Annotated in this window: 17 protein-coding genes; 12 read left to right on the top strand and 5 right to left on the bottom strand. The window is 69.4% G+C overall.

What is annotated here, in order from left to right; translation table 11 throughout:
• Positions 1–95 precede the first annotated feature (95 nt).
• Positions 96–1,322, top strand: coding sequence for a glycoside hydrolase family 64 protein (locus LRD69_RS23615; protein ID WP_277328544.1), 1,227 nt, complete (start codon positions 96–98; stop codon positions 1,320–1,322).
• Between the two features lie 73 nt (positions 1,323–1,395).
• Here LRD69_RS23615 and LRD69_RS23610 read toward each other — a convergent pair whose 3' ends face one another.
• A complete protein-coding gene (locus LRD69_RS23610; protein ID WP_277328543.1) occupies positions 1,396–1,920 on the bottom strand; it encodes a hypothetical protein in 525 nt (174 codons plus the stop codon).
• A gap of 234 nt (positions 1,921–2,154) precedes the next feature.
• Here LRD69_RS23610 and LRD69_RS23605 point away from each other — a divergent pair, with 234 nt between their 5' ends.
• Entirely contained in the window at positions 2,155–2,775 is a 621-nt protein-coding gene (locus LRD69_RS23605; RefSeq protein ID WP_277328542.1) for a YceI family protein, read from the top strand.
• A gap of 245 nt (positions 2,776–3,020) precedes the next feature.
• Here the strand turns inward: LRD69_RS23605 and LRD69_RS23600 are convergent, their stop codons facing one another.
• The 3 genes from LRD69_RS23600 to LRD69_RS23590 form a co-directional block, all read right to left on the bottom strand.
• Entirely contained in the window at positions 3,021–4,457 is a 1,437-nt protein-coding gene (locus LRD69_RS23600; RefSeq protein WP_277328541.1) for a mannitol dehydrogenase family protein, read from the bottom strand.
• Positions 4,454–5,662, bottom strand: coding sequence for a D-mannonate dehydratase ManD (gene manD / locus LRD69_RS23595; RefSeq protein WP_277328540.1), 1,209 nt, complete (start codon positions 5,660–5,662; stop codon positions 4,454–4,456). Before manD ends, LRD69_RS23600 begins: the two co-directional genes overlap by 4 nt.
• Positions 5,663–5,731: 69 nt before the next feature.
• The gene (locus tag LRD69_RS23590; RefSeq protein ID WP_277328539.1) at positions 5,732–7,120 is read right to left on the bottom strand and encodes an MFS transporter; all 1,389 of its coding nucleotides are present in this window, start codon (positions 7,118–7,120) and stop codon (positions 5,732–5,734) included.
• A 104-nt stretch (positions 7,121–7,224) separates the two neighbouring features.
• On the opposite strand from LRD69_RS23590, the gene LRD69_RS23585 reads away from it, so the two are divergent.
• The 10 genes from LRD69_RS23585 (at position 7,225) to LRD69_RS23535 (ending at position 19,286) form a co-directional block, all read left to right on the top strand.
• Entirely contained in the window at positions 7,225–7,983 is a 759-nt protein-coding gene (locus LRD69_RS23585; protein ID WP_277328538.1) for a GntR family transcriptional regulator, read from the top strand.
• 731 nt (positions 7,984–8,714) lie between these two features.
• Complete coding sequence (locus LRD69_RS23580; RefSeq protein WP_277328537.1) at positions 8,715–9,656, top strand: ABC transporter ATP-binding protein; 942 nt, start codon at positions 8,715–8,717, stop codon at positions 9,654–9,656.
• A complete protein-coding gene (locus tag LRD69_RS23575; protein WP_277328536.1) occupies positions 9,653–11,011 on the top strand; it encodes an ABC transporter permease in 1,359 nt (452 codons plus the stop codon). The genes LRD69_RS23580 and LRD69_RS23575 overlap by 4 nt, the downstream gene beginning before the upstream one ends.
• Positions 11,012–11,015: 4 nt before the next feature.
• Positions 11,016–13,772 (top strand): bifunctional YncE family protein/alkaline phosphatase family protein, encoded by a 2,757-nt coding sequence (locus tag LRD69_RS23570; RefSeq protein ID WP_277328535.1) that lies wholly within the window; start codon positions 11,016–11,018, stop codon positions 13,770–13,772.
• A gap of 316 nt (positions 13,773–14,088) precedes the next feature.
• Positions 14,089–15,291 (top strand): IS110 family transposase, encoded by a 1,203-nt coding sequence (locus tag LRD69_RS23565; RefSeq protein ID WP_277326312.1) that lies wholly within the window; start codon positions 14,089–14,091, stop codon positions 15,289–15,291.
• A gap of 273 nt (positions 15,292–15,564) precedes the next feature.
• A complete protein-coding gene (locus LRD69_RS23560; RefSeq protein ID WP_277328534.1) occupies positions 15,565–16,218 on the top strand; it encodes a class I SAM-dependent methyltransferase in 654 nt (217 codons plus the stop codon).
• Between the two features lie 441 nt (positions 16,219–16,659).
• Entirely contained in the window at positions 16,660–18,021 is a 1,362-nt protein-coding gene (locus LRD69_RS23555) for an SGNH/GDSL hydrolase family protein (RefSeq protein WP_277328533.1), read from the top strand.
• Between the two features lie 437 nt (positions 18,022–18,458).
• Positions 18,459–18,713, top strand: a complete 255-nt coding sequence (locus LRD69_RS23545; protein ID WP_277328532.1) for a hypothetical protein — start codon at positions 18,459–18,461, stop codon at positions 18,711–18,713.
• A gap of 114 nt (positions 18,714–18,827) precedes the next feature.
• Positions 18,828–18,917 (top strand): DUF397 domain-containing protein, encoded by a 90-nt coding sequence (locus LRD69_RS23540; RefSeq protein ID WP_277328531.1) that lies wholly within the window; start codon positions 18,828–18,830, stop codon positions 18,915–18,917.
• A 195-nt stretch (positions 18,918–19,112) separates the two neighbouring features.
• Complete coding sequence (locus LRD69_RS23535) at positions 19,113–19,286, top strand: hypothetical protein (protein ID WP_277328530.1); 174 nt, start codon at positions 19,113–19,115, stop codon at positions 19,284–19,286.
• A gap of 150 nt (positions 19,287–19,436) precedes the next feature.
• On the opposite strand, the gene LRD69_RS23530 is transcribed toward LRD69_RS23535, so the two are convergent.
• On the bottom strand, positions 19,437–20,807 hold the full coding sequence (locus LRD69_RS23530; protein WP_277328529.1) for a hypothetical protein: 1,371 nt from the start codon (positions 20,805–20,807) through the stop codon (positions 19,437–19,439).
• Between the last annotated feature and the right edge of the window lie 76 nt (positions 20,808–20,883).

The raw sequence follows: 20,883 nt of genomic DNA, 5'->3' as shown, positions 1-20,883 counted from the left end.
GTGTCACGAGAGTGGTGCACACCGCGGACGCCCCCTTGTCCCATCCCCCCGCACGATCGTTCCCGTCCGCGGCCCCCACACCTCAGGAGTCCCTCGTGATCTCGCGCAGACTGTTCCTGACGGGCGTCGCCGCCACGGCGGCCGCGCTCACCTACCCCACCTGGGGAAGCGCCCTCAGCCCGCACGCCTCGGCGGCGGCCGCCACCTGCGAACTGGCCCTGGAGAACCGTTCGTTGCCCGGCACGGTGTACGCCTACGTCACCGGCCACGAGCAGGGCACCGACCGCTGGATGCTGCTGCGGGCGGACGGCAGCGTCTACCGCCCCGACTCCCCCGCCGCACCGCAGACCCCGCTGCCGGTCGACTGCGCCATCCCGCTGAAGTCCGCCGGCGCCGGACCCGTCGTCCTGACGCTGCCTCAGATGTACGGCGCCCGCGTCTACTTCGTACGCGACAGCAAGCTCGACTTCTTCCTGAACCCGGGCCCGGCACTGGTCGAGCCGGCGTTCTCGACGTCAGCCGACCCGAACTACGGGCGGACCTGGTCGTTCTGCGAGTTCACCTTCAACCCGCAGCAGTTGTACGCGAACATCAGCTACGTCGACCTGGTCACCGCGCTGCCGATCGGCCTGACACTGGAGGGCGACACGACACACACGGTCGCGCCCCTGCCCGGCGGCGCCGTGCAGCGCATCGCCGACGGGCTGACCGCACAGGCGGCGGCGGACGGACAGCCGTGGGACAAGCTGGTGATCCGCGGCGGGGACGGCAGCGTGCTGCGGGTGATCTCGCCGCAGAACCTGATGGCGCCGTACTTCGACCGCCCGGACCAGATGCCGCTCCGGGACGTGTTCACCGCACAGATAGACCAGGTCTGGGAGAAGTACCGGAACACGGACCTGCGGATCGATCTCCAGGGCGGGCGCGGCATCCGGACCGGCCGGGTCAGCGGCGACATCCTGACCTTCGACGGCGGCCACACCTTCACCAAGCCGGTGTCGAAGGACATCTTCACCTGCAACCACGGGCCGTTCACCAACAACCCGGGCGACTCCGACGACAAGAAGGCCCTGCTGGCACGGCTGGCGGCGGGCTTCAACCGGTCCCTCATGCTCACCCACCCCGACCAGCCGAACGGCACATCGGTGGCGGACTACTACCAGGGCGCGGTCACGAACCACTGGTCGCGCGTGGTGCACGCGAACACCCCGATCGGGTACGCGTTCCCGTACGACGACGTGCGCCCCGACGGCCGGCCGGACGTCTCCGGGGCGGCGAACGACGGCAACCCGCGGCGGTTCACGGTGAGCGTGGGCTCCTGAGCCACGGCGGATGATCCGCGAGGTGCCCCCGCCCGGACTCCGCCGGGCAGGGGCACCCCTGTCAGCGGGGTCGTCAGCAGCCGCCGCAGTTGTAGTAGAGGACGTCCCAGTGGTTGCCCTCGTCCGCGTAGATGTTCCCGGAGCCGGACTTGTACTGGGGTGCGCCGTCACCGCGGAGTCCTATGTAGCTGAAGGCGCTGTGGATGTAGTTGGTGAGACAGGTGGACTTGCTGTAGTCGAGCTTGTAGCCGTTCCAGTGGGAGTACGTACCGCTGGCGTGCCCGGTCTCGGTGCCGCCGGTGATGTTGAGCGCGCAGCCGGTGGCGCTCTTCAGGGTCTGGGCGCCCTGGGCGGTGGGGAGGTTGAGCTGGTCGAAGGACGTGCAGGTGGCGACGTTCCGGTTCGAGCAGCCGCCGGACGACGACCAGGTGATGCCGGACGAGCTGAACCTGGACGTCGCCTGCGCGTGCGTGAGCTTGGTGACGGCGTGCGCCTGGGTGGCGCCGGCACCGAAGGCGCCGACGCCGGGGACGAACAGCGCACCGAGGACGAGGGCGAGGGCGGTCAGGACGGGGCGCAGTGTCATTCGGGACACCATGGGGGACTCCTCCTGCTCATGACAACAAGGGCAGGGAGATAGTGCCCGAGTTCTACGCGCGTCCGCCAGAGGGCATCGCGCACCGGCGCGGCGGGCGCCACGACCCGCCGGACGGACCACGAAAAAGATCTGCGCGAGATGTTGAACTTTGAACAAGATGGGGCTACGGTGAATGTCGTTGAAGGTTGAACAACACCTTCGACCCCGCTCGATCACGTCCCCCGAGGAGGAGCCATGGCTCTGTTCAACCGCAAGTCCGCCGACGCAACCGCCACCACCGCCACCACCACGGTGGACCCCGCCCTCGCTGCCCTGACCGGCGAGTACACGATCGACCCGTCGCACAGCAGCATCGGCTTCACCGTGCGTCACGCCATGGTCACCAACGTCCGCGGCTCCTTCGGCGCACACGAGGGCACCCTGAACCTGGACGGCTCGAACCCCAAGAACTCGACCGCCTCCATCGACGTCACGATCGAGAGCATCGACACCGGTATCGCCGACCGCGACAACCACCTGCGCAGCGCCGATTTCTTCGACACCGAGAAGTTCCCGAAGATGACGTTCCGCTCCACCCATGCCGAGCAGCTCGGCGGCGACACGTACCGCGTCACCGGCGACCTGACCATCAAGGACGTGACGCGTCCGCTCGCCATCGACCTGGAGTTCAACGGCACCGCCACCGACCCCTACGGCAACGAGCGCATCGGCTTCGAGGGCAGCGCGAACATCCTCCGCTCCGACTGGGGCCTGACCTGGAACGCGGCGCTGGAGACCGGCGGCGTGATGGTCAGCGACAAGGTCAAGCTGAACTTCGACATCTCCGCGATCAAGTCCGCCGCCCCGCAGGCCTGACCCACGGAAAATCCCGGCCCGAGCGCGCCCGTCTTCCACTCCCCCACCGGGGAGGAAGGCGGGCGCTCGGCGTTGGCGGCTCGCCACGGCCGTCCCTGCTGCACCTCGTTCCGCGCATCGACGGTGATGACGACACGTTCGGCATGCAGCTCAGCCTCCCCGCACGCCACGGCCTCGCTGCACGGGCACGCCCCCGCCCGGCCCCCGCGGCCCTCGCCGGTTGCCCGGCCCGCGGAGCCGGCCCCTCATCCGGTGAACCACGCGCGGCTCCCCCGGTCCAGTGCGCCGACCCGGCCGTCGACCTCCGCCACGAACGCGCTGTCCTCGGCAAGGTCCGGCGCGCCGAGCGTACGGAGCAGTTCGCGGATCGCGCCGTCCTGAGGTGACTGCCACGCCCGACGCAACCGGTCCGCCGCCGGGTCGTCGAGCTGCCCGTCGCGGGTGTGCCGGGCCCACGTAGCGAGAGCCGTGGTGAGCACCGGGGTCTGCAGACCGGCGGACCTCAGATCCCGCAGCGCTGCCAGCCAGCGCTCCGGGATCTTGAGCGAGCTGTCCGTCGCGATCTGGGCCAGCCGGTGGTCCATGGCGTGGTTGGCGAAGCGGCTCAGCAGACTGTCGACGTATGCGGGGATGTCGAGGTCGCTTGCGGAGGCCAGACTCTGCGCCACCTCTGCCGCGTAGGCGCGCACGGCCGGCTCGCCCCAGGGGGTGTCCATCGCGTCGGCCACGGTGCGGCACCCCGCGGCCAGGCCCAGACAGGCGAGGAGCGAATGCGATCCGTTGAGCAGCCGGAGCTTCATCATCTGGTACGGGGCGACATCGGCGACCAGCTGGGCACCGGCGCTCTCCCACCGGGGCCGGTCTGCGGCGAAGGAGTCCTGCAGCACCCACTGGGTGAACGGCTCGGCCACCACGGCACCCTCGTCGCGCAGGCCGAGGGCCGCTGCGGCGGTCCGCCGGTCGGCCTCGCCGGTCGCGGGCACGATCCGGTCGACGACGGTCGACGGGAAGCCGACGGAGGAGTCGATCCACTCCAGGAGGCGATCGCGGTCGTGCCACGGGGCCGCCGCGACGAACTCCTGAACCAGTCGACGCACGACCGAGCCGTTGTCCGCCATGTTGTCGCAGGGCGCGACCGAGAGGGGGGCGCCGGTGTGCCGACGCGCACGCAGACCGGCGGCCAGCTGCCCGATCACGGTCACCGGGGCCGGTGCCCCTGCCAGGTCGCTGCGTACACCCGGGTCGTCCCATGCCAGGCCGCCGCTCACAGGGTCACGCCGGTAGCCCTTCTCGGTCACCGTGGTGGTGATCACGGTGACATCCGGCGAGGCGATCAGCCCGGTGAGTCGCTCCGCATCGGCGGCATGGAGCACCTCGGTCACCGAGCCGACCACGCGGGTCCGCGGGCCGGCGGGTTCGCGCAGTGTCAGTGAGTAGAGCCCGTCCTGCGGCCGCAGCGTGTCCACCACACTGCGGCTGCGCTGCGAGATCCCGGCAATGCCCCAGCCGCCGCCGTGCTGGGCCTCGGCGGTCTCGGTGAGGGCGGCCTGGTGGGCCCGGTGGAAGGCGCCGATGCCAAGGTGGACGATCCGCGGGCGCAGGGCGGCCGGGTCGATCTGTGGACGGCACTCGGGCGGGAGAGTGCCGAGTGCGGCACGGGAGAGTCGTGCGGGCGTGCTCACCAGTCATGCACCGACCCGTCGGCCCGACGGGCCACCGGCAGGTACTTGGGGTCGTACGGAAAGCGTGCAGCTGCCTCCTCGTCCAACTCGACGCCCAATCCCGGGGCTGACGAAGGGTGGAGGGCGCCTGCGCGGAGCTCGTACGAGGTGTGGAAGACCTCATGTGTCAGCGGGGAGTGCTCCATGTACTCCTGGACGCCGAAGTTCGGCACGGTCACATCGAGATGGACGGCCGCGGAGAGGCTCACCGGCGAGAGGTCCGTGGCGCCGTGCGAACCGGTGCGCACCTGGTACAGCTCGGCCAGGTTGAAGATGCGGCGCAGATGGGTGATGCCTCCGGCGTGCACCACCGAGGCGCGGATGTAGTCGATCAGGCGCTCGGTGATGAGCTGCTGACAGTCCCAGATGGAGTTGAAGACCTCGCCGACCGCGATCGGCGTGGTGGTGGCGCGGCGGATCTGCCGGAAGGACTCCTGCAGTTCGGCGGGGGTCGGGTCCTCCATCCAGAAAAGACGCACGTCCTCCAGACTGCGGCCGAGCCGGCCCGCCTCGGTGGGCGTCAGCCGGTGGTGCACGTCGTGCAGCAGATGGAAATCGAAGCCGAACTTCTCGCGCACCGCGGCGAGACAGCCCGGCGCGAAGTCGAGGTAGGCCTCGGTCGACCACACCTGCTCCTCGGGCAGTGAGGCGGCCGCGGGTTCGTAGATCGCACCGTGTCGCACGCCGTAGCTCCCGGGCGAGCCCGGAACGGCGGCCTGAGCCCGGATGGCCCGGTAGCCGAGGTCGCGGAAGCGGGCGACGTCGTCGAGCAGTTCGGCGACGCTGCCCCCGCTCGCGTGGCCGTAGACCATGGCTCCCTCACGCGCCCGGCCGCCGAGCAGGTCGTACACCGGCATGCCGGCGACCTTGCCCTTGATGTCCCACAGGGCGATGTCCACGGCGGCGATCGCGGTCATGGTCACCGGGCCGCGGCGCCAGTAGGCGCCCTTGTAGAGGTACTGCCACATGTCCTCGATGCGGGCCGGGTCGCGGCCGATCAGCAGCGGGACGAGGTGGTCCTGCAGATACGAGGCGACGGCGAGTTCGCGGCCGTTGAGGGTGGCGTCGCCGAGGCCGGTCACCCCGTCCGAGGTGGTGATCTTCAAGGTGACGAAGTTACGGCCCGGCGAGGTGACGATGACCTTCGCTTCGGTGATGGTGGGCATGGCTGCTCCTGTTGTGGCGCGCTCGCCGCCGGCTCCGGAGGAGCCGGCGGCGCAGATCTGGTCGGGTGGTCAGTCGCGCGCGGCGCCGACGGTCTCGCGTTCGCTCGGTGATGAGGCGTCGGCGCCGTCCTGCGGCCAGTGCGCGTACTCCTGGCCGCCTCGACGGCCGGGTGCGGTCTCCGGCATGAAGCACAGCGCCACGATGCTCATCGTGATGAGGGCGGCTACGTAGACCGCGACCCAGGTGTACGAACCGTCACCGGCCAGCAGCAGCGCGGCGGCGACCACGGTGAAGGGTCCGCTGGCCAGCATCGAGCCGAACTGCCAGACGATCGAGACGCCGCTGTAGCGGGCCGCGGCGGGGAACAACTCGGGGAAGTACGACGCCTGAGGGGCGTAGGTGCCCGCGTGTCCGAGAGCCAGGCCGGCGATCAGCAGTGCCACGATCACGGCCATGTTGCCGGTCTGGACCGCCTTGAAGGCGGGGACGACCAGCACCAGGTTCAGCACGGCCGCGACCAGGTAGACCGGGCGCCTGCCCACTCGGTCGGTGAGCCGGCCCAGCAGCGGGATCGCGATGAGCTCGGCGCCCACGGCGATCAGGACCGAGTTGAGCACGATCGAGGAGTCGATCCCTTGATCCTTGGCGTACGCGACGAGGAAGACTGTGTAGAAGGGGAACACCACGGCTTCGACGAACTTGGTGAACAGGCCGCCGACCACTTCGCGGCGGTGCTCCCGCATCAGCAGTTTGAGCGGGGCCGTCTGGGCCTGATGCGTCTGCCGCGCAGCCTCGAAGGTCTTGGACTCGTGCACCCTGAGCCGGATGACCAGGCCGATGATGACGACAACGGCGCTGAGCAGGAAGGGGATCCGCCAGCCCCACGACAGGAAGGCCGCTTCGGACATGTGCGTGGTGAGCAGGGCGAACAGCGCCGTCGGGATGAGGTACGCGCCGGGCGAGCCGAGCTGGACGAAGCTGGCGTAGAAGCCTCGTTGGGCCGGCGGGGCGGCTTCCGCGGTGAGCAGGACGGCGCCCCCCTGTTCACCCCCGACGCCGAAGCCCTGGATCAGGCGTACCAGCACCAGAACCACCGCTGCCCAGATGCCGATCTGGTCGTACGTCGGCAGCAGACCGACGGCGAACGTGCCCAGGCCGGTCAGGATCAGGGTGAAGACCAGGGCCTTCTTGCGCCCGATCCGGTCGCCTATGTGCCCCCACACCAGGCCGCCCAGCGGGCGGGCGAAGAACCCGACGGCGTACGTGGAAAAGGCGGCGAGCGTGCCGACCGCCGGATCGACCTCCGGGAAGAAGACCTTGTTGAACGCCAGCGCGGAAGCCGTGCCGTAGATGAAGAAGTCGTAGTACTCGGCAACGGTGCCGACGACGGAGGCTCCGACGGTTCGCCGGAGCTCTTTCGGGGGTGTCGCTACCGTTGGCGTGGAACGGCCGCTCATGGGCTGCCTCCTTGCAGGGCCTCAGAGTGAGCTTCAACCGGAGCTGAATTGTCGGCTACCATACAAGTACGTCAGTCGAGGGTGTCAAGAGAAGGAGGGGCCCGATGGCCACCACCGAGGGACTCCACGCCGCGCGGGCCCGCGGTCGCAACACCAGGCAACTGGTGCACGAACTGCTGCGCTCGCGGATCATCAGCCTCGATCTGGCACCCGGCGCCGCTCTGTCGGAGAACGACCTCGCAGCAGAACTGGGCGTCAGCCGGACCCCGGTGCGGGAGAGCCTGATCCTGCTCGGCGAGGAAGGACTCGTCGACGTCTATCCGCAGATGGGTACCTTCGTCTCCCGTATCCGTGAGCGCGACATCGCCTCCGCTCAGTTCATCCGTGAGGCGCTGGAGTGCGCGTCGCTGGGCAACGCCGTGGACAAGGTGACGGAGCACGACGTGTCGGAGCTGAGGGCACTGCTGGCTGCACAGAACGACGCCGAACAGCGGGACGACGCAGCGGACTTCTTCCGGCTGGACGAGGAGTTCCACGCCCGGCTGATGGCCGTCGGCGGACACGCGGAGGCCTGGCCGGTGGTGAGTCAGGCCAAGGCCCAGCTCGACCGGGCACGGCGCCTGTCGCTGCCGCTCACCCAGCAACTGTCCCTGCTGATAAGCCAGCACACCGCAGTGGTGGATCTTCTCGAGCAGCGCGATCGGGACGGGGCGGATGACGCGCTGCGCACCCATCTGCGCCTCGTCTTCACGGATGTGGAGACGATCCGGGCCCGGCATCCGGAGCTCTTCAGCGACCAGCAGGCCGCCACCCGGCCGCGCCGCGAGGCCCGTCGACGGCCAGAAGCGCCCGCATCCACCTGATCCGCTCCCGGCGCTCCGCCTTGGCCCTGTGCTTCGCCGCGTGAGCTGCGACGCTTCCCGCGACCGACCCCGAACCGAGCGCGCATGCCCTCCCCTCCCCCGCCGGGGAGGGGAGGGCTCGGCGTTTCGTCCCTCGGCGGCGGGACGGCGGGTTCGCGTGGGACAGCGGTGGGGTCTGCGGCGTGACCGAGCCATCCCCCTCTGCGCGCAACCCGGACGTCGCAGCACGCCGTCACCGTCGCCCACGCAGAGATCGTGCGTCCGGCGTTCGAGAGCCACCTGCTGGGGGGCGCGACGCTGGGCGCCTTCCCAGGTCCACCCGGCCGCGGCAGCCCTCTTTGCAGATCAGGCAGATCACGGCAAGCACCCCACCGAGGCGTCGGACAGCAGATGCGCGCCGGGAACCGCGAACGGGGGACACGACGGGCTGACGGCTTCCGAACAGCCGGGACGTCGGCCTCGCACCTTCGCGAGCAGGCTCGGCTGATGGGTGATCACATATGCACTCGGCGCTGCTCGTTATGGGCCCGCAGGGCGATCGCGGGCATCTGACGACCCCGGTGCGCCCTGCGATCCGGCCATCGAGAGGTGCCGGCCGGCATACCAACGGCTGTGGGGCAGGGGTGCATTGGATGCCCGTCGCCTCCTGTTCCATGAACGTTCAATCAGCCGCCCCCGCCTGCGTCGTGTGCCGTCCCTAAGGTCCCTGAAGGTTTCGAAAGAAGGGGCTCATGGACACACGTTTCGCGATCCGGGCTCGCGGCATCACCAAATGTTTCGGCGACGTCGTCGCAATCGACGGCATCGATCTGGACCTGGCACAGGGGCAGATCCACGGATTGGTCGGACCGAACGGCGCCGGCAAGACGACCTTGCTCGGCCTCCTCCTGGGCCTCGCCGTCGCCGACCGCGGTCGCCTCGAGATCCTGGGCAGGCCCGTCGGGCGCTCGCTCGCCGCTCCCGACGGCGTGGCCGGCTTCGTGGACGGGCCCGGTCTCTACCCCTCGCTCACCGCCAGGCAGAACCTCGCCGCGCTGGCCGCTCTTCGCGGCCGCGAGGCGCGGGCAGCGGGGATCGACGACGTGCTCGACCAGGTCGGGCTCACCGATGTCGCCGACGACCGGGCCCGCGGCTTCTCCCTCGGCATGCGTCAGCGGCTCGGGCTCGCCGCCGCCCTGCTCACCAGGCCCCGGCTGCTCGTGCTCGACGAACCTTCCAACGGTCTCGACCCGGCCGGTAAAAAGCACGTCCACGGTGTCCTCACCCGGCTCGCGGCGGACGGAACCGGCGTCGTGCTCTCGAGCCATCGCATGGACGACCTCGAGGCCCTGTGTTCCGAGGTCACCATCCTCGCCACCGGACGGATCGTCTTCTCCGGTCCGCTGAGCAAGCTGGCCGCCGAGAACAGTGAACTCGACTACCGGCTGCTCACCTCCGACCCGCAGGCGGCCCGCGCGCTGGCTGCCGACACGGCCGGGATCGGCGTCGTCGACGACGCCGGGGCATGGCACGGCGCCGAGGTGCTCGTCGTGCGTGCGCTGGTGCCCGCCCTCGACGAACTGGTGGTGCGGCTCGTGCAGGGGGGTATCGCGGTGCGCGAGCTCGCCCCCGTGGTGTCGCCGCTCGAAGCCGCGTTCCTCTCCCTCACCGAGCAGCAGGAGGCCGTCCGATGACGGCGACCCTCACCCACGACAACGTTGCCAGGGTCCACCCCGTCTCGGTGACGCGCGGTTACCGCTTCGAACTGCTCAAACTGGTCTCGCAGTGGCGTGTCCGACTGCTGGTCATCGCCTGCTGGATCGCACCGGCGCTCTTCGTCGCCGCGGTGAGCCAGCAGAGCACACTCCCCTCCGACACCCTCTTCGGTCGCTGGATGCACGCCACGGGGTGGGCCGGCTCGCTGGTGGTGCTCGGCTTCGCGGGCACCTGGGCGCTCCCGCTGCTGACCTCGCTCGTCGCCGGCGACGTGTTCGCCTCCGAGGACCGGCTCGGCACCTGGCGCCACCTGCTGGTGGCGGTCCGGTCGCCTCGGCGGATCTTCGTGGCGAAGGCACTGGCCAGCCTCACCGTCATCCTGCTGCTCGTGGCGGGGATGGCGTGTTCCAGCGCGGTCGGCGGGGTCATGGCGGTCGGCAACCAGCCACTGGTCGGACTCGACGGCCACTTGCTGACGCCTTCGCAGACCGCCGGTGCGGTCCTCCTCGCCTGGGTGTGCGCGCTCGCCCCCACGGTGGCCCTCGCCGCGATCGGACTGCTCGGGTCGGTGGCGCTGGGGCGGTCCCCGATGGGGCTGCTGCTGCCCGCGCTCGTCGCGCTCGTGATGCAGCTCGCCCAGATGCTGCCGCTGCCCGTGGCCGTGCGCCTTGCCCTGCCCGGCTACGCCTTCATCGCCTGGAACGGTCTGTTCACCAGCCCGGCACAGGTCGGCCCGCTCCTGATCGGCATCGCGGTGAGCCTGGTGTGGGCCGTGATCGCGACGGCGCTGGCCTACCTCCTTTTCCTACGGCGCGACTTCACCAATCCGACCTACGACGGCACCGGGCGCCGAGCGATCACCACCGGACTCCTGCCGCTGGTCGGACTGGGCGCCCTCACGGTCGCGGTCGTCGCCGTGGCGACGCCGTCCATGGGTTCCGGAATAGAGCAGGGCAAGGTCCAGCGGTCGGTCGCCACGGCATTCGCCCACCTCTACCGCATCCAGACCAAGCAGCTCAACCGCCCCGATGTCACCGAGGCGCAGCTGCGGGTCACGGCGGCGTGCAACAAGGGCGCCGGCCAGGTCGCCGCCCGTGGGCCGGGCAACGACTGGCGATGCGTCGTCACCTGGCATCTCCCCGGCGTCGAGGCCGCAGGAACGGCCATCTACCAGCTCGACGCCACCTCAGACGGGCGGTTCGTGGCCGATGGCGACGGACCGAAGGAAGTGAACGGCTACTTCCTGGTGCGGACCCCGACCGGGGACGCACCGAACCCACTCTGGCAGTTCGACGGCAACGTCGAACTGCTCGCCACCACTTCGAAGGGATGACCCCATGCAGGTAACACGCCGCCGCAGGCGTGTCGAGACGGAGCATTTCGTCCTTCTCGGTAGAACCATAGGCCGCCGGACCACGCTGGTAACGGCATGCGTCAGCGCTGTCGCCCTGGCCGTCACCGGCACCGCCTTCGCCCAGACACACCAGTTCGGCACCGAGCAGGTCGGCCAGATCACCGATCAGGGCCAGGTCATCTCCAGCGACCAGTACATCGCCCCGTACGGTGACCGCCTCGTCATCAACAACGGCAAGATCATGTCGTCCTCGGTCAGCCCGGACGGCACCCACCTCGCGGCCTCGGTCACCGACGGTGGGGCGGCGCTGTCCATCGTGGACCTGAAGAGCTGGAAGGTGCAGCAGCTCGTCAGCAACGCCGCGTCGTCGACGCCGCGCATCAGCAGCAACAGCGTGGGCCAGGAAGGCCCCACGTACTCGCCCGACGGTTCCCAGCTGTGGCTGGGCCAGACCGACGGCTACACCAGGTTCACCGTGAACGCGGACGGCAGCGTCGCCAACCCGACGTCCGTCAGCATCCCGGCGGACGGGCCCAAGCACGCGCTGGTCGGCGAGGCGGTGTTCTCGGCCGACGGTTCCACCGTGTACTCCGCGGTCAACGGCCAGAACCGGGTGGTCGCCATCGACGCGGCGACCGGGGCCATCCAGCAGAGCTGGTCCGTGGGCAACGCCCCGCGTGACATGACCGTGGTCGGCTCCAAGCTGTACGTCAGCAACGAGGGCGGGCGTCCGGCGAAGGCCGGCGACACCACGATCAACTCCTACAACACCCAGGTGCCGGCCGACCCGAAGACCGGTGCCACCACCACCGGCACGGTCAGCGTCGTCGACCTGGCGAACCCGGCCGCCGCCGTCTCGAGCATCAACGTCGGCCTGCACCCGACGGCCCTGTACGCCAAGAACGGGGCGCTGTTCGTCACCAACACCGCCACCAACGAGGTGTCGGTCATCGACACCCGCCGCGACAAGGTCGTGCAGACCATCGCCACCCAGCCGTGGCCGGAAGCGTCCGTGGGCTACGAGCCCGACGCGGTGACGCTCACCGACGACGGCCACCTGCTGGTGACGCTCGGCCGCGCCAACGCGGTCGCCGTCTACCGGTACACGACCCCGCAGGAGCCGGTCAGTTACGTCGGTCTGATCCCGACGGACTACTTCCCCGCGGAGATCGCCACCGTCGGCAACAAGGTGGTCGTCTCCAACACCCGTGGTATCGACGCCCGCCGCCCCACCAACAGCGCCGGACACGCCACCCACGACACGACGTCGAGCCTGCAGCAGTTCACGCTGCCGAACGACCGCGCCATCAAGTCGGAGACCGCCAAGGTCTTCAAGCAGAACGGCTGGACCGGCGGCGCGGTCTCGCTGGCCAAGGGGAAGGGCAAGGCGAAGCCGGTGCCGGTCCCGGCACGGCTCGGCGACCCCTCGACGATCAAGCACGTCTTCCTGATCGTCAAGGAGAACCGGACCTACGACCAGGTCTTCGGTGACATCGCGCAGGGCAACGGAGACCCGTCGCTGGCGCAGTTCGGTGAGAACGTGACGCCGAACCAGCACGCTCTCGCCCAGCAGTTCGGGCTGTACGACAACACGTACGACATCGGCACGAACTCTGCCGAGGGACACAACTGGCTGATGCAGGCCGACAATCCGGAGTACACCGAGTCTTCGGCCGGTGAGTACCTGCGCAGCTACGACACCGAGGACGACGCTCTCGGCCACCAGCGGACCGGCTTCATCTGGACCGGTGCGCAGGCGGCGGGGAAGTCCGTGCGGGACTTCGGCGAGTTCCAGCAGTTCCTGGCCAAGCCGTCGGGCTCGAGCTGGCAGAACCTTTACTGCGACACCAAGAACATGCAGGCGACGGGGCAGGACACCGCCTACCGTCTGGACTCGTCCTCGCCGATCCCGTCGCTCAACGACGTGTCGGTGCACGGCTTCCCGAAGTTCGACACCAGCGTCCCGGACATCTACCGGGCCGAGATCTGGAAGCGTGACTTCGAGAAGAACGGGCCGGCGAACCTGAACATGTTCTGGCTCTCCAGCGACCACACCGGCGGTCCGGCGAACGCGACCGCTCAGGTCGCGGACAACGACCTCGCGGTCGGCAAGATGGTCGACACGATCTCGCACAGCCCGTACTGGAAGGACTCGGCGATCTTCGTCGTCGAGGACGACTCCCAGGCCGGCCTCGACCACGTCGACGGCCACCGTGCCCCGATCCAGATCATCAGCCCCTGGGCCCAGCACGGCACCGTCGACAGCCACTACTACTCGCAGATCACGATGATCCGGACCATCGAGCAGATCCTCGGGATCCACCCGATGAACCAGAAGGACAGTGCGGCGACCCCGATGCGTGGGGCGTTCACCAAGAAGGCCGACTTCAGGCCGTTCAAGGCGCTGCCCAACCGGACCTCGCTGACCGCGGGTCTGGCGACTCCGCCTGCCTGCGGCCTGGACACCCCGGCGCCCGAGGACCCCAGTGCGGCGCCCGTGCCGTCGGCGAAGGTGCCGGCGGCCAAGCAGGCGGTCGCGGCGAAGTGGGACACCTGGAAGTCGCACCAGCGGCTGACCGGCCCCAACGCCGTGCCCGACTTCGCGAACCCCGCGCAGATGAACCACCTCACGTGGTACCAGACGCACGAGTGGACGAAGCCGTACCCCGGCGAGGACAAGGTCTTCGCGCCGGAGGACGTGCCGGGCGCCTACATCCCGTCGCCGGAATCCGACGGCTGACAAGAGCCTGATCGCGTCACGGGGCCCCCGGCCGGCGTCACCGCCGGCCGGGGGCCCCTCTTCTGTCCGCCCCTCCCCCCGTTACCTTTTTCGTGGCTCCGCAATGGGGCCTCCGGCCTTCGGGTCCGGCATGACTTCCCCCCCTTGTTGTTGATGATCCGGGGGGTGGTGTCACCGGGCCCGGAGGCATCGACGGACCGCTGATGAGGGGCTTGAGCACCGGCTTCACCCAGGCCGGAAGAGCTCTCCGTAACGTGGATGTGGCAGCTCGGTGCCGAGGCAAGGCCGGACGAAAGCGTGATGGAGGGGCCTGCACGTGATCGACACCAGCACCATCGACGTCTTCCTCGGCCTGGACGTCGGCAAGGGCGAACACCACGCCACCGCCGTCACCCCGACCGGGAAGAAAGCCTTCGACAAACGGCTGCCCAACACCGAGCCGAAACTCCGCGAGCTGTTCGCGAAGCTGCAGGCCAAGCACGGAACGGTGCTGGTCGTGGTCGATCAGCCGGCCTCGATCGGCGCCCTGCCACTGGCCGTTGCGAGGGACATGGGCTGCCCGGTCGCCTATCTTCCGGGCCTGACGATGCGGCGGATCGCCGACCTCTACCCGGGCGAGGCCAAGACGGACGCGAGGGACGCGTTCATCATCGCGGACGCGTCCCGGGCGATGCCTCACACGCTGCGGGCCATCAACGGCGAGGACGAGACGATCGCCGAGCTGGAGATGATCGTCGGGTTCGACGACGACCTGGCCGGCGAAGCGACCCGGGTCGCGAACCGGCTCCACGGCCTGCTGACCCAGATCCATCCGTCGCTGGAGCGGGTGCTGGGGCCGCGGTTGCAGCACCCGGCCGTCCTCACGCTGCTGGAACGGTTCGGGTCACCAGCTCAGATTCTCAAGGCGGGACGGCGACGTCTGGTCACCCTGTTGCGGCCGAAGGCCCCGAGGATGGCCGAGCGGCTGGTCGAGGACATCTTTGCCGCACTGGACGAGCAGACCGTCGTCGTTCCGGGCACCGAGGCGGCTGCGCTGATCGTTCCGAGCCTCGCTGGGTCTTTGGCCGCCGTCCTTGACCAGCGGAAACTGCTGGCCGGGCGGATCGATGAACTCTTGGAGGCCCACCCTCTTTCGAAGGTCCTGACGTCCATGCCGGGAGTTGGAGTCAGGACCGGAGCCCGCATCCTGATCGAGGTCGGCGACGGCAGGACCTTCCCGACCGCCGGCCACCTCGCCGCCTACGCGGGACTCGCCCCCGCGACCCGGAGCTCGGGGTCCTCGATCCGCGGCGAACAGCCCTCCCGCAGGGGAAACAAGCAGCTCAAACGGGCCTTCTTCCTCTCCGCGTTCGCTTCCCTGGCCGACCCGGCCTCCCGGGCCTACTACGACAAGAAGATCGCTCAAGGGAAGCACCACACCCAGGCACTGCTCTGCCTCGCCAGACGACGAGCCGACGTCCTCTTCGCCATGCTCCGAGACGGAACCTTCTACGAATCCCGGCCAGCCACAGCTGCCTGACCCTCACCAGCGTCGCCGCACACAGGGCAGTCCCATTCGTCGAGCGAGTCGATCACGACAGGGTGATTACAAAAGACGCACGGCCGCATACCCTCACCGACCTGCTCTTCCACACACGCTTCATCGCTCATGACAGGCAGAGTGCCACCCGACCACCTTGACCAAAGACATAGGGGCACCCCCCTCCCCCGCCGGGTGGACGGCGGGGCTCGGCGTGCCGTTCCTCGGCGGTGGGACAGCGGGTTCGCGCGGGGCAGCAGTAGGGTCTGCCGCGTGACCGAGCCGTCCCATCTGCGCGCAACCCGGACGTCGTACGACACCGTCGCCGTCGACTACGCAGAGATCGTGCGTCCCGCGTTCGAGAGCGACCTGCTGGGGCGCGCGATGCTGGGCGCCTTCGCCGAATTCGTACAGTCCGCCGGTGGCGGCCCGGTCGCCGATGTGGGATGCGGACCCGGCCATGTGACGGCGCACCTTCGCTCCCTCGGGCTGACCGCCTTCGGTGTCGACCTGTCGCCGGGGATGATCGAGGTGGCCCGGCGGGACCACCCGGGCCTGCGGTTCGACATCGGGACGATGACCGCCCTGGAGCCGGCGGACGGCGAACTCGGCGGCGTCGTCGCCTGGTACTCCATCATCCACACGCCACCGGACGTGCTGCCCGCGGTGTTCGCCGAGTTCCACCGGGTGCTGGCCCCCGGAGGCCATCTCCTGCTCGGCTTCCACGCAGGGGACGAACGACGGCGCAAGGATTCCGGATACGGCGGCCACGAAATGTCTCTCGACGTTTATCTGCTGCCGCCCGACCGTATCGCCGACTTGGCGACCCGTGCCGGGCTGGTGGTGCATGCCCGGATGATCCGTCAATCGGAGAACACGCGAGTTCCGCAGGCCTGCCTTTTGGTGCGCAAGCCGGTGAATTCGTAGCGGTCGAAGGCCGGCGTGCTGCCGATTTCGAGGTGGCATGGATGCGCGTCATTCCGGCATGCAGGGCGCGATGTGTCCGATCATCGGAATTCGTTCGCGGCCCGAGCGATTTCCTGGTTCGCGACGTCACGGGAATGCACAGCATTGCCCCCGGAAAACCGCTGGGGACCGGTCGGGGCCACCGTCCGTTCGGCGTGTGGACCGCCCCGGCCCTTCGCGGTCCACACGCCTGAGATGCCCCCGCAACAACCACCTGACGGGCAGACAGCTGAGCGGCAGACGCCTTGCGTCGTATCGCCCCAATTTTCCCGACGACCGAAAGTTTCGCTCCACTGATCGACCGAGTCGGTTCGTACACGACTCCTTGACACCCCGTAACCGGCCCGCCTACCGTCACCGCCACAGCGTGCATGGATCATTTTGACGGAGGGGACAGAGTCCATGGCTCGAAAGTTTTCGATCGCCGGCCTGGCCGTGACGGTGGCGCTCGCCGCCACCGTGGCCACGGCCTCAGCTGTGGGAGCCGTGGACTCGGAGGGCGCCCGCAGTGCATCCGGGCTCGTCGTGGACGCAAAAGCTCAGCAGGCGAAAAAGCACTGGGTCAATACTTGGACCTCGATGCCGCAGTTGACAGAGCCCAGCAATATGCCGCCCGCGCCGTTCACACAGGACAATCGCGTTCTCGCCGACAGTACGCTGCGGCAGACCGTCCATATGTCGGTCGGCGGCGAACAGATGCGACTGCGCTTCTCCAATGCTTTCGGCGGTGCGGCACTGCCCATTACTGCGGTTTCGGTCGCACTTCCCGTCGACGGGCGGGCCGGCGCAAGTGCCATCCAGCCGAAAACCTCCCGGAAGGTGACTTTCCACGGCCGGTCGTCCGCGGTCATTCCGGTGGGCTCACAAATCGTCTCCGATCCGCTGGACTTCGGCCTGAAGCCCGGGTCCAACCTTTCCGTGACGATCTACCTGGCAGACGGCCAGGCATCCAACAGCATCACCTCGCACCCCGGTTCCCGGACGACGTCCTATATGCAGACCGGTAACCACGTCGAGGATGCGGACCTGACCGGTGCGGCATCGGCCGCCCACTGGTACTTCCTGAGCGGCGTCGAGGTGTGGTCCCCCGCCTCCACCTCGGCAGCCGTCATGCTCGGCGACTCCCTGACCGACGGCCGGGGCTCCACCACCGACACCAACAACCGCTGGCCGGACCAGCTGCTCGCCAGGCTGCAGTCGCGCCCGGACACGGCCGGGACCGCGATCCTCAACCAGGCGGCCGGCGGCAATCGCGTACTGAACGACGGCCTCGGCCCCAACGCCCTGTCCCGGGTGGACCGCGACGTGCTGGCGCAGAGCGGCGTCGACTGGCTGCTCGTCTTCGAAGGCGTCAATGACATCGGCACGGCCGAGGCCTCGGAAGCCGCCCAGAAGCAGACCGCGGACGATCTGATCGCGGCCTACGACCAGATCATCGTCCGCGCGCACACCCAGGGCATCCGGGTGTACGGGGCAACGCTGACGCCCTTCGGCGGCAACACCGGTTACGACGATCCGGACGGTTACCGCGAGAAGGCCCGGCAGACGGTCAACGAGTGGATTCGCACCAGCGGCCGGTTCGATGCCGTGGTCGACTTCGACCGCGCGGCGCGTGATCCGCAGAAGCCGGGGCAGATCCTGCCCGCGTTCGACGACGGCGACCACCTGCACCTGAACCCGGCCGGCTACAAGGCCCTGGCCGACGCCGTCCCCGCGCACCTGTTCCGGCAGGAGCCGCTGCCCAGGAACTTCGGCTTCAACTAGTGCCGCGTCAGCCAAGGTTTGCCCGCCAAGGAGCGGCGTCCGGTGCGTGCTGTCGGCGTGACGGCCGGAAGTCCTCGTACTGGACGTACTCGGGCTTTCGGCCGGTGCGGCGACAGTGCGTGCCGGGCGTCGCGACGGGGCGAACCTTGGCTGACACGGCACTAGGCACAGGCCCCACGGCGAACGCGCACCACGTCGGCTTGCCGGGGTACCGCTCCCCCACACCCCATGTGTCGGCGAGCTCCGCCACCAGCAGCAGCCCCCACCCGCCCTCCGCATCCGGTTCCGTCCCGGGTGCGGAGGGCCGGGCTTTTCCGCCCCCGCCGCCGTGCACCTCGGCGCGGAGCAGGTCCTCTGCCCGCTCCGGCGAAGTTCCCTACGAGCGGCACGGATCTGCGTGCGCGACGATCGAACGTCGCTCCAGAGCAGGGCAGTTGATGTGGCTCGTCCATGCGGACGAGATCACTTCCGCGGATCGGCGCCTCGAGTCGCACCACGCGTCTGAACGCCTCCTGGCCATGCTGCCTGGGCGCAACCATTGGGCCTATATGGAAGGGCAGTTGACCGACTTCCTGCACGAAGATCCAGCTGATGTCGGCGTGCTCCGGCAGAAGTACGGGGCGCTCCGTTCGCAGGCGCTCTCCGTCGAGAAGAACGTGCGCCTACCGGACGGCCTCTTGGGAGAAACATGACCCGCGCAGCACACCCGGACCCCCGCTTCGCCACCCTCGGCTGGTTCAGTTCAAGTCCAGCTACAGCACGGCCGGGGCGGCGCTGGGGGAGAAGTCGCCGCCCACCCCACCGCCGTGTACATCCGCGACACCAAGATCGCCGACTGCCCCGTCCTCGCCGCCGCCCCCTCCTCCTGGACATCCCTTCTCCGCACCGCGTTCTGATCGCAAGCCGACGGCGGCATCACGCCCCCGTGACGCGGTCTTTGACTCCAATGGGCTCCCTGGAGTCGCTGGTCGTGCCGACTCGGTGTGATCTGACATGGCGCACCGCGATCAGAAGCGGGCGCCGCACGGGGCAGCCCCCGCCGAACAGGCGGAGCGCCCCTGCCGGATTGCATCGAGAAGGAGAACCAACCAATGCCGCACCTCGAAGGCCAGCGCGTGGAGTACCGCGACGACCAGAACAAGAAGTGTCAGGGCGAGATCAAGCAGGTCAGTGGTAACGGACCTGCCGCCACCTACGTCATCAAGAACGAGCAGACGCAGCGTGACGACAGGGTCCGCGAGATGCAGATCGAGCAGGACCTGTAACAGCAGCTTCCCTCACTGATGCGCCGCCCGGGCCCGGGCGGCCCGCTCAGTCCGGGAGAACCGAGGGCGTCCGCCACCGCGGCGAAGCGGCTGCGCGGGCGCCCTCCGGTCGGTCGGTGCGCGACGCCGGCCCTCAGAGGCCGTCGGCGCTCAGAAGCCGCCGCCACCGAAGTCGCCGCCCCCGCCGAAATCGCCGCCTCCGCCGAAGCCACCGCCGTCTCCCCCGCCCCCGAAGTCGGACGCGTCGAAGTCGGAGCCGGAGTAATCGCCGCCCGAGTAGTCCCCACCGTCGAATTCGCCGCCGCCGTACTCCGCCGCGTAGGCCGGGGACGCCAGCGTCGAGCCGAGCAGGGTGCCGATCAGCAGGCCGGGGAGGATCCCGCCGCCGAAGTAGCCGCCCGCCCAGGGGCCGTATGCCGGACCTGCCTCCCAGTACGGGCGGCGGCGGCCGTCGCCGGTGTCGACCGTGCGGCTCAGCGGGTCCTCGCCGTCGCGGAGCCGGATCTCGTCCGCGCCGCAGACCGGAACCTCACGGGGCGCGCCGCCGGACGGGGTCCACATCGCATCGGCCACCGAAGGGCCGTGGCGCGGGTCGAAGAAGCACGGGGGACGGCGGTCCGGGAGCGGGCTGCCGGTGCGGCGGGCCTCCAGCACGGCCAGGGAGAAGCGGCCGTTCTCCAGAGCCTGGGTGACCCCGCGCACGTCGGACGGGTGCTGGGCCTTGTCCATGCGGGACTTCGCGTCCTCGTACGAGTCGAGTGCCCGCTCGTAGTCCGCGCGCATCGCGTCGTCGGCGCCCGCTTCCGCCGGGTGGAAGTCGAGGCGGTCGAGGGTCTCGCCGTATGCGGTGATGTCCTCGTCCACGACGACCCGCAGCTTGTCGAGCGCCGCCCGTTCCTCTTCCGCCTTGCGGCGTCGGTTGCGGCGGACGATCGTGTACGCGGCCCCGCCGCCGATCACGGCGATCGCGCCCACCGCGATGAGTGCGGTCACGCCGGAGCCCGTACCGGTCGAACCGCCGCTCCAGGAGGCGGGGGCATGGCCGCGCGCCTGGGCGACGGCCTGGTCGACGAAGGCGGTGAGCTGGGTCGGGGCGTCGGCATTCGTGCCGGGGGCCTGCAGCGCCGCGGAGAGGTTCTGGCGGGCCGCGGCGGGCATGACCGACCGGTCGGCGCCCAGTTTGAAGGTGTCGCCGAGCCGGATCCCGTACACGCCGGTGATCCCGGTGTCGTTGCGCAGCGTGCGCAGCACCGTGGATTCGGGGAACGCGGAACTCTGGGGCAGGACGGCCACGAAGACGGGCTTGTCCGCGTCCTTGATCTTCTTGGTCAGGGCGTCGGCCTGACGCGCGGACAGCTGGTCCGCCGCTGCCGGATCGACGTACACCGGGCCCTGGCGCAGTGCCCGGGCCACGTCGCTGATCGTGGTGGCGCTCGGCGCAGCGGGCGCCATGGCCAGCACGGCTGCCGACAGAATCAGCAGCAGGCCGGCCAGCAGGGCGGCGAACAGCCTGTTCCGCATATATCGACGCTAACCCAGATGGGCGACTATTGCTCCGCCCGTCCGCGTCGATTCGGCGTCCGCTGCACGCCCAGGA

It is taken from the genome of Streptomyces sp. JH14 (assembly GCF_029428675.1).
Classification (GTDB): domain Bacteria; phylum Actinomycetota; class Actinomycetes; order Streptomycetales; family Streptomycetaceae; genus Streptomyces.
This window is presented reverse-complemented; position numbering and strand designations above follow the sequence as displayed.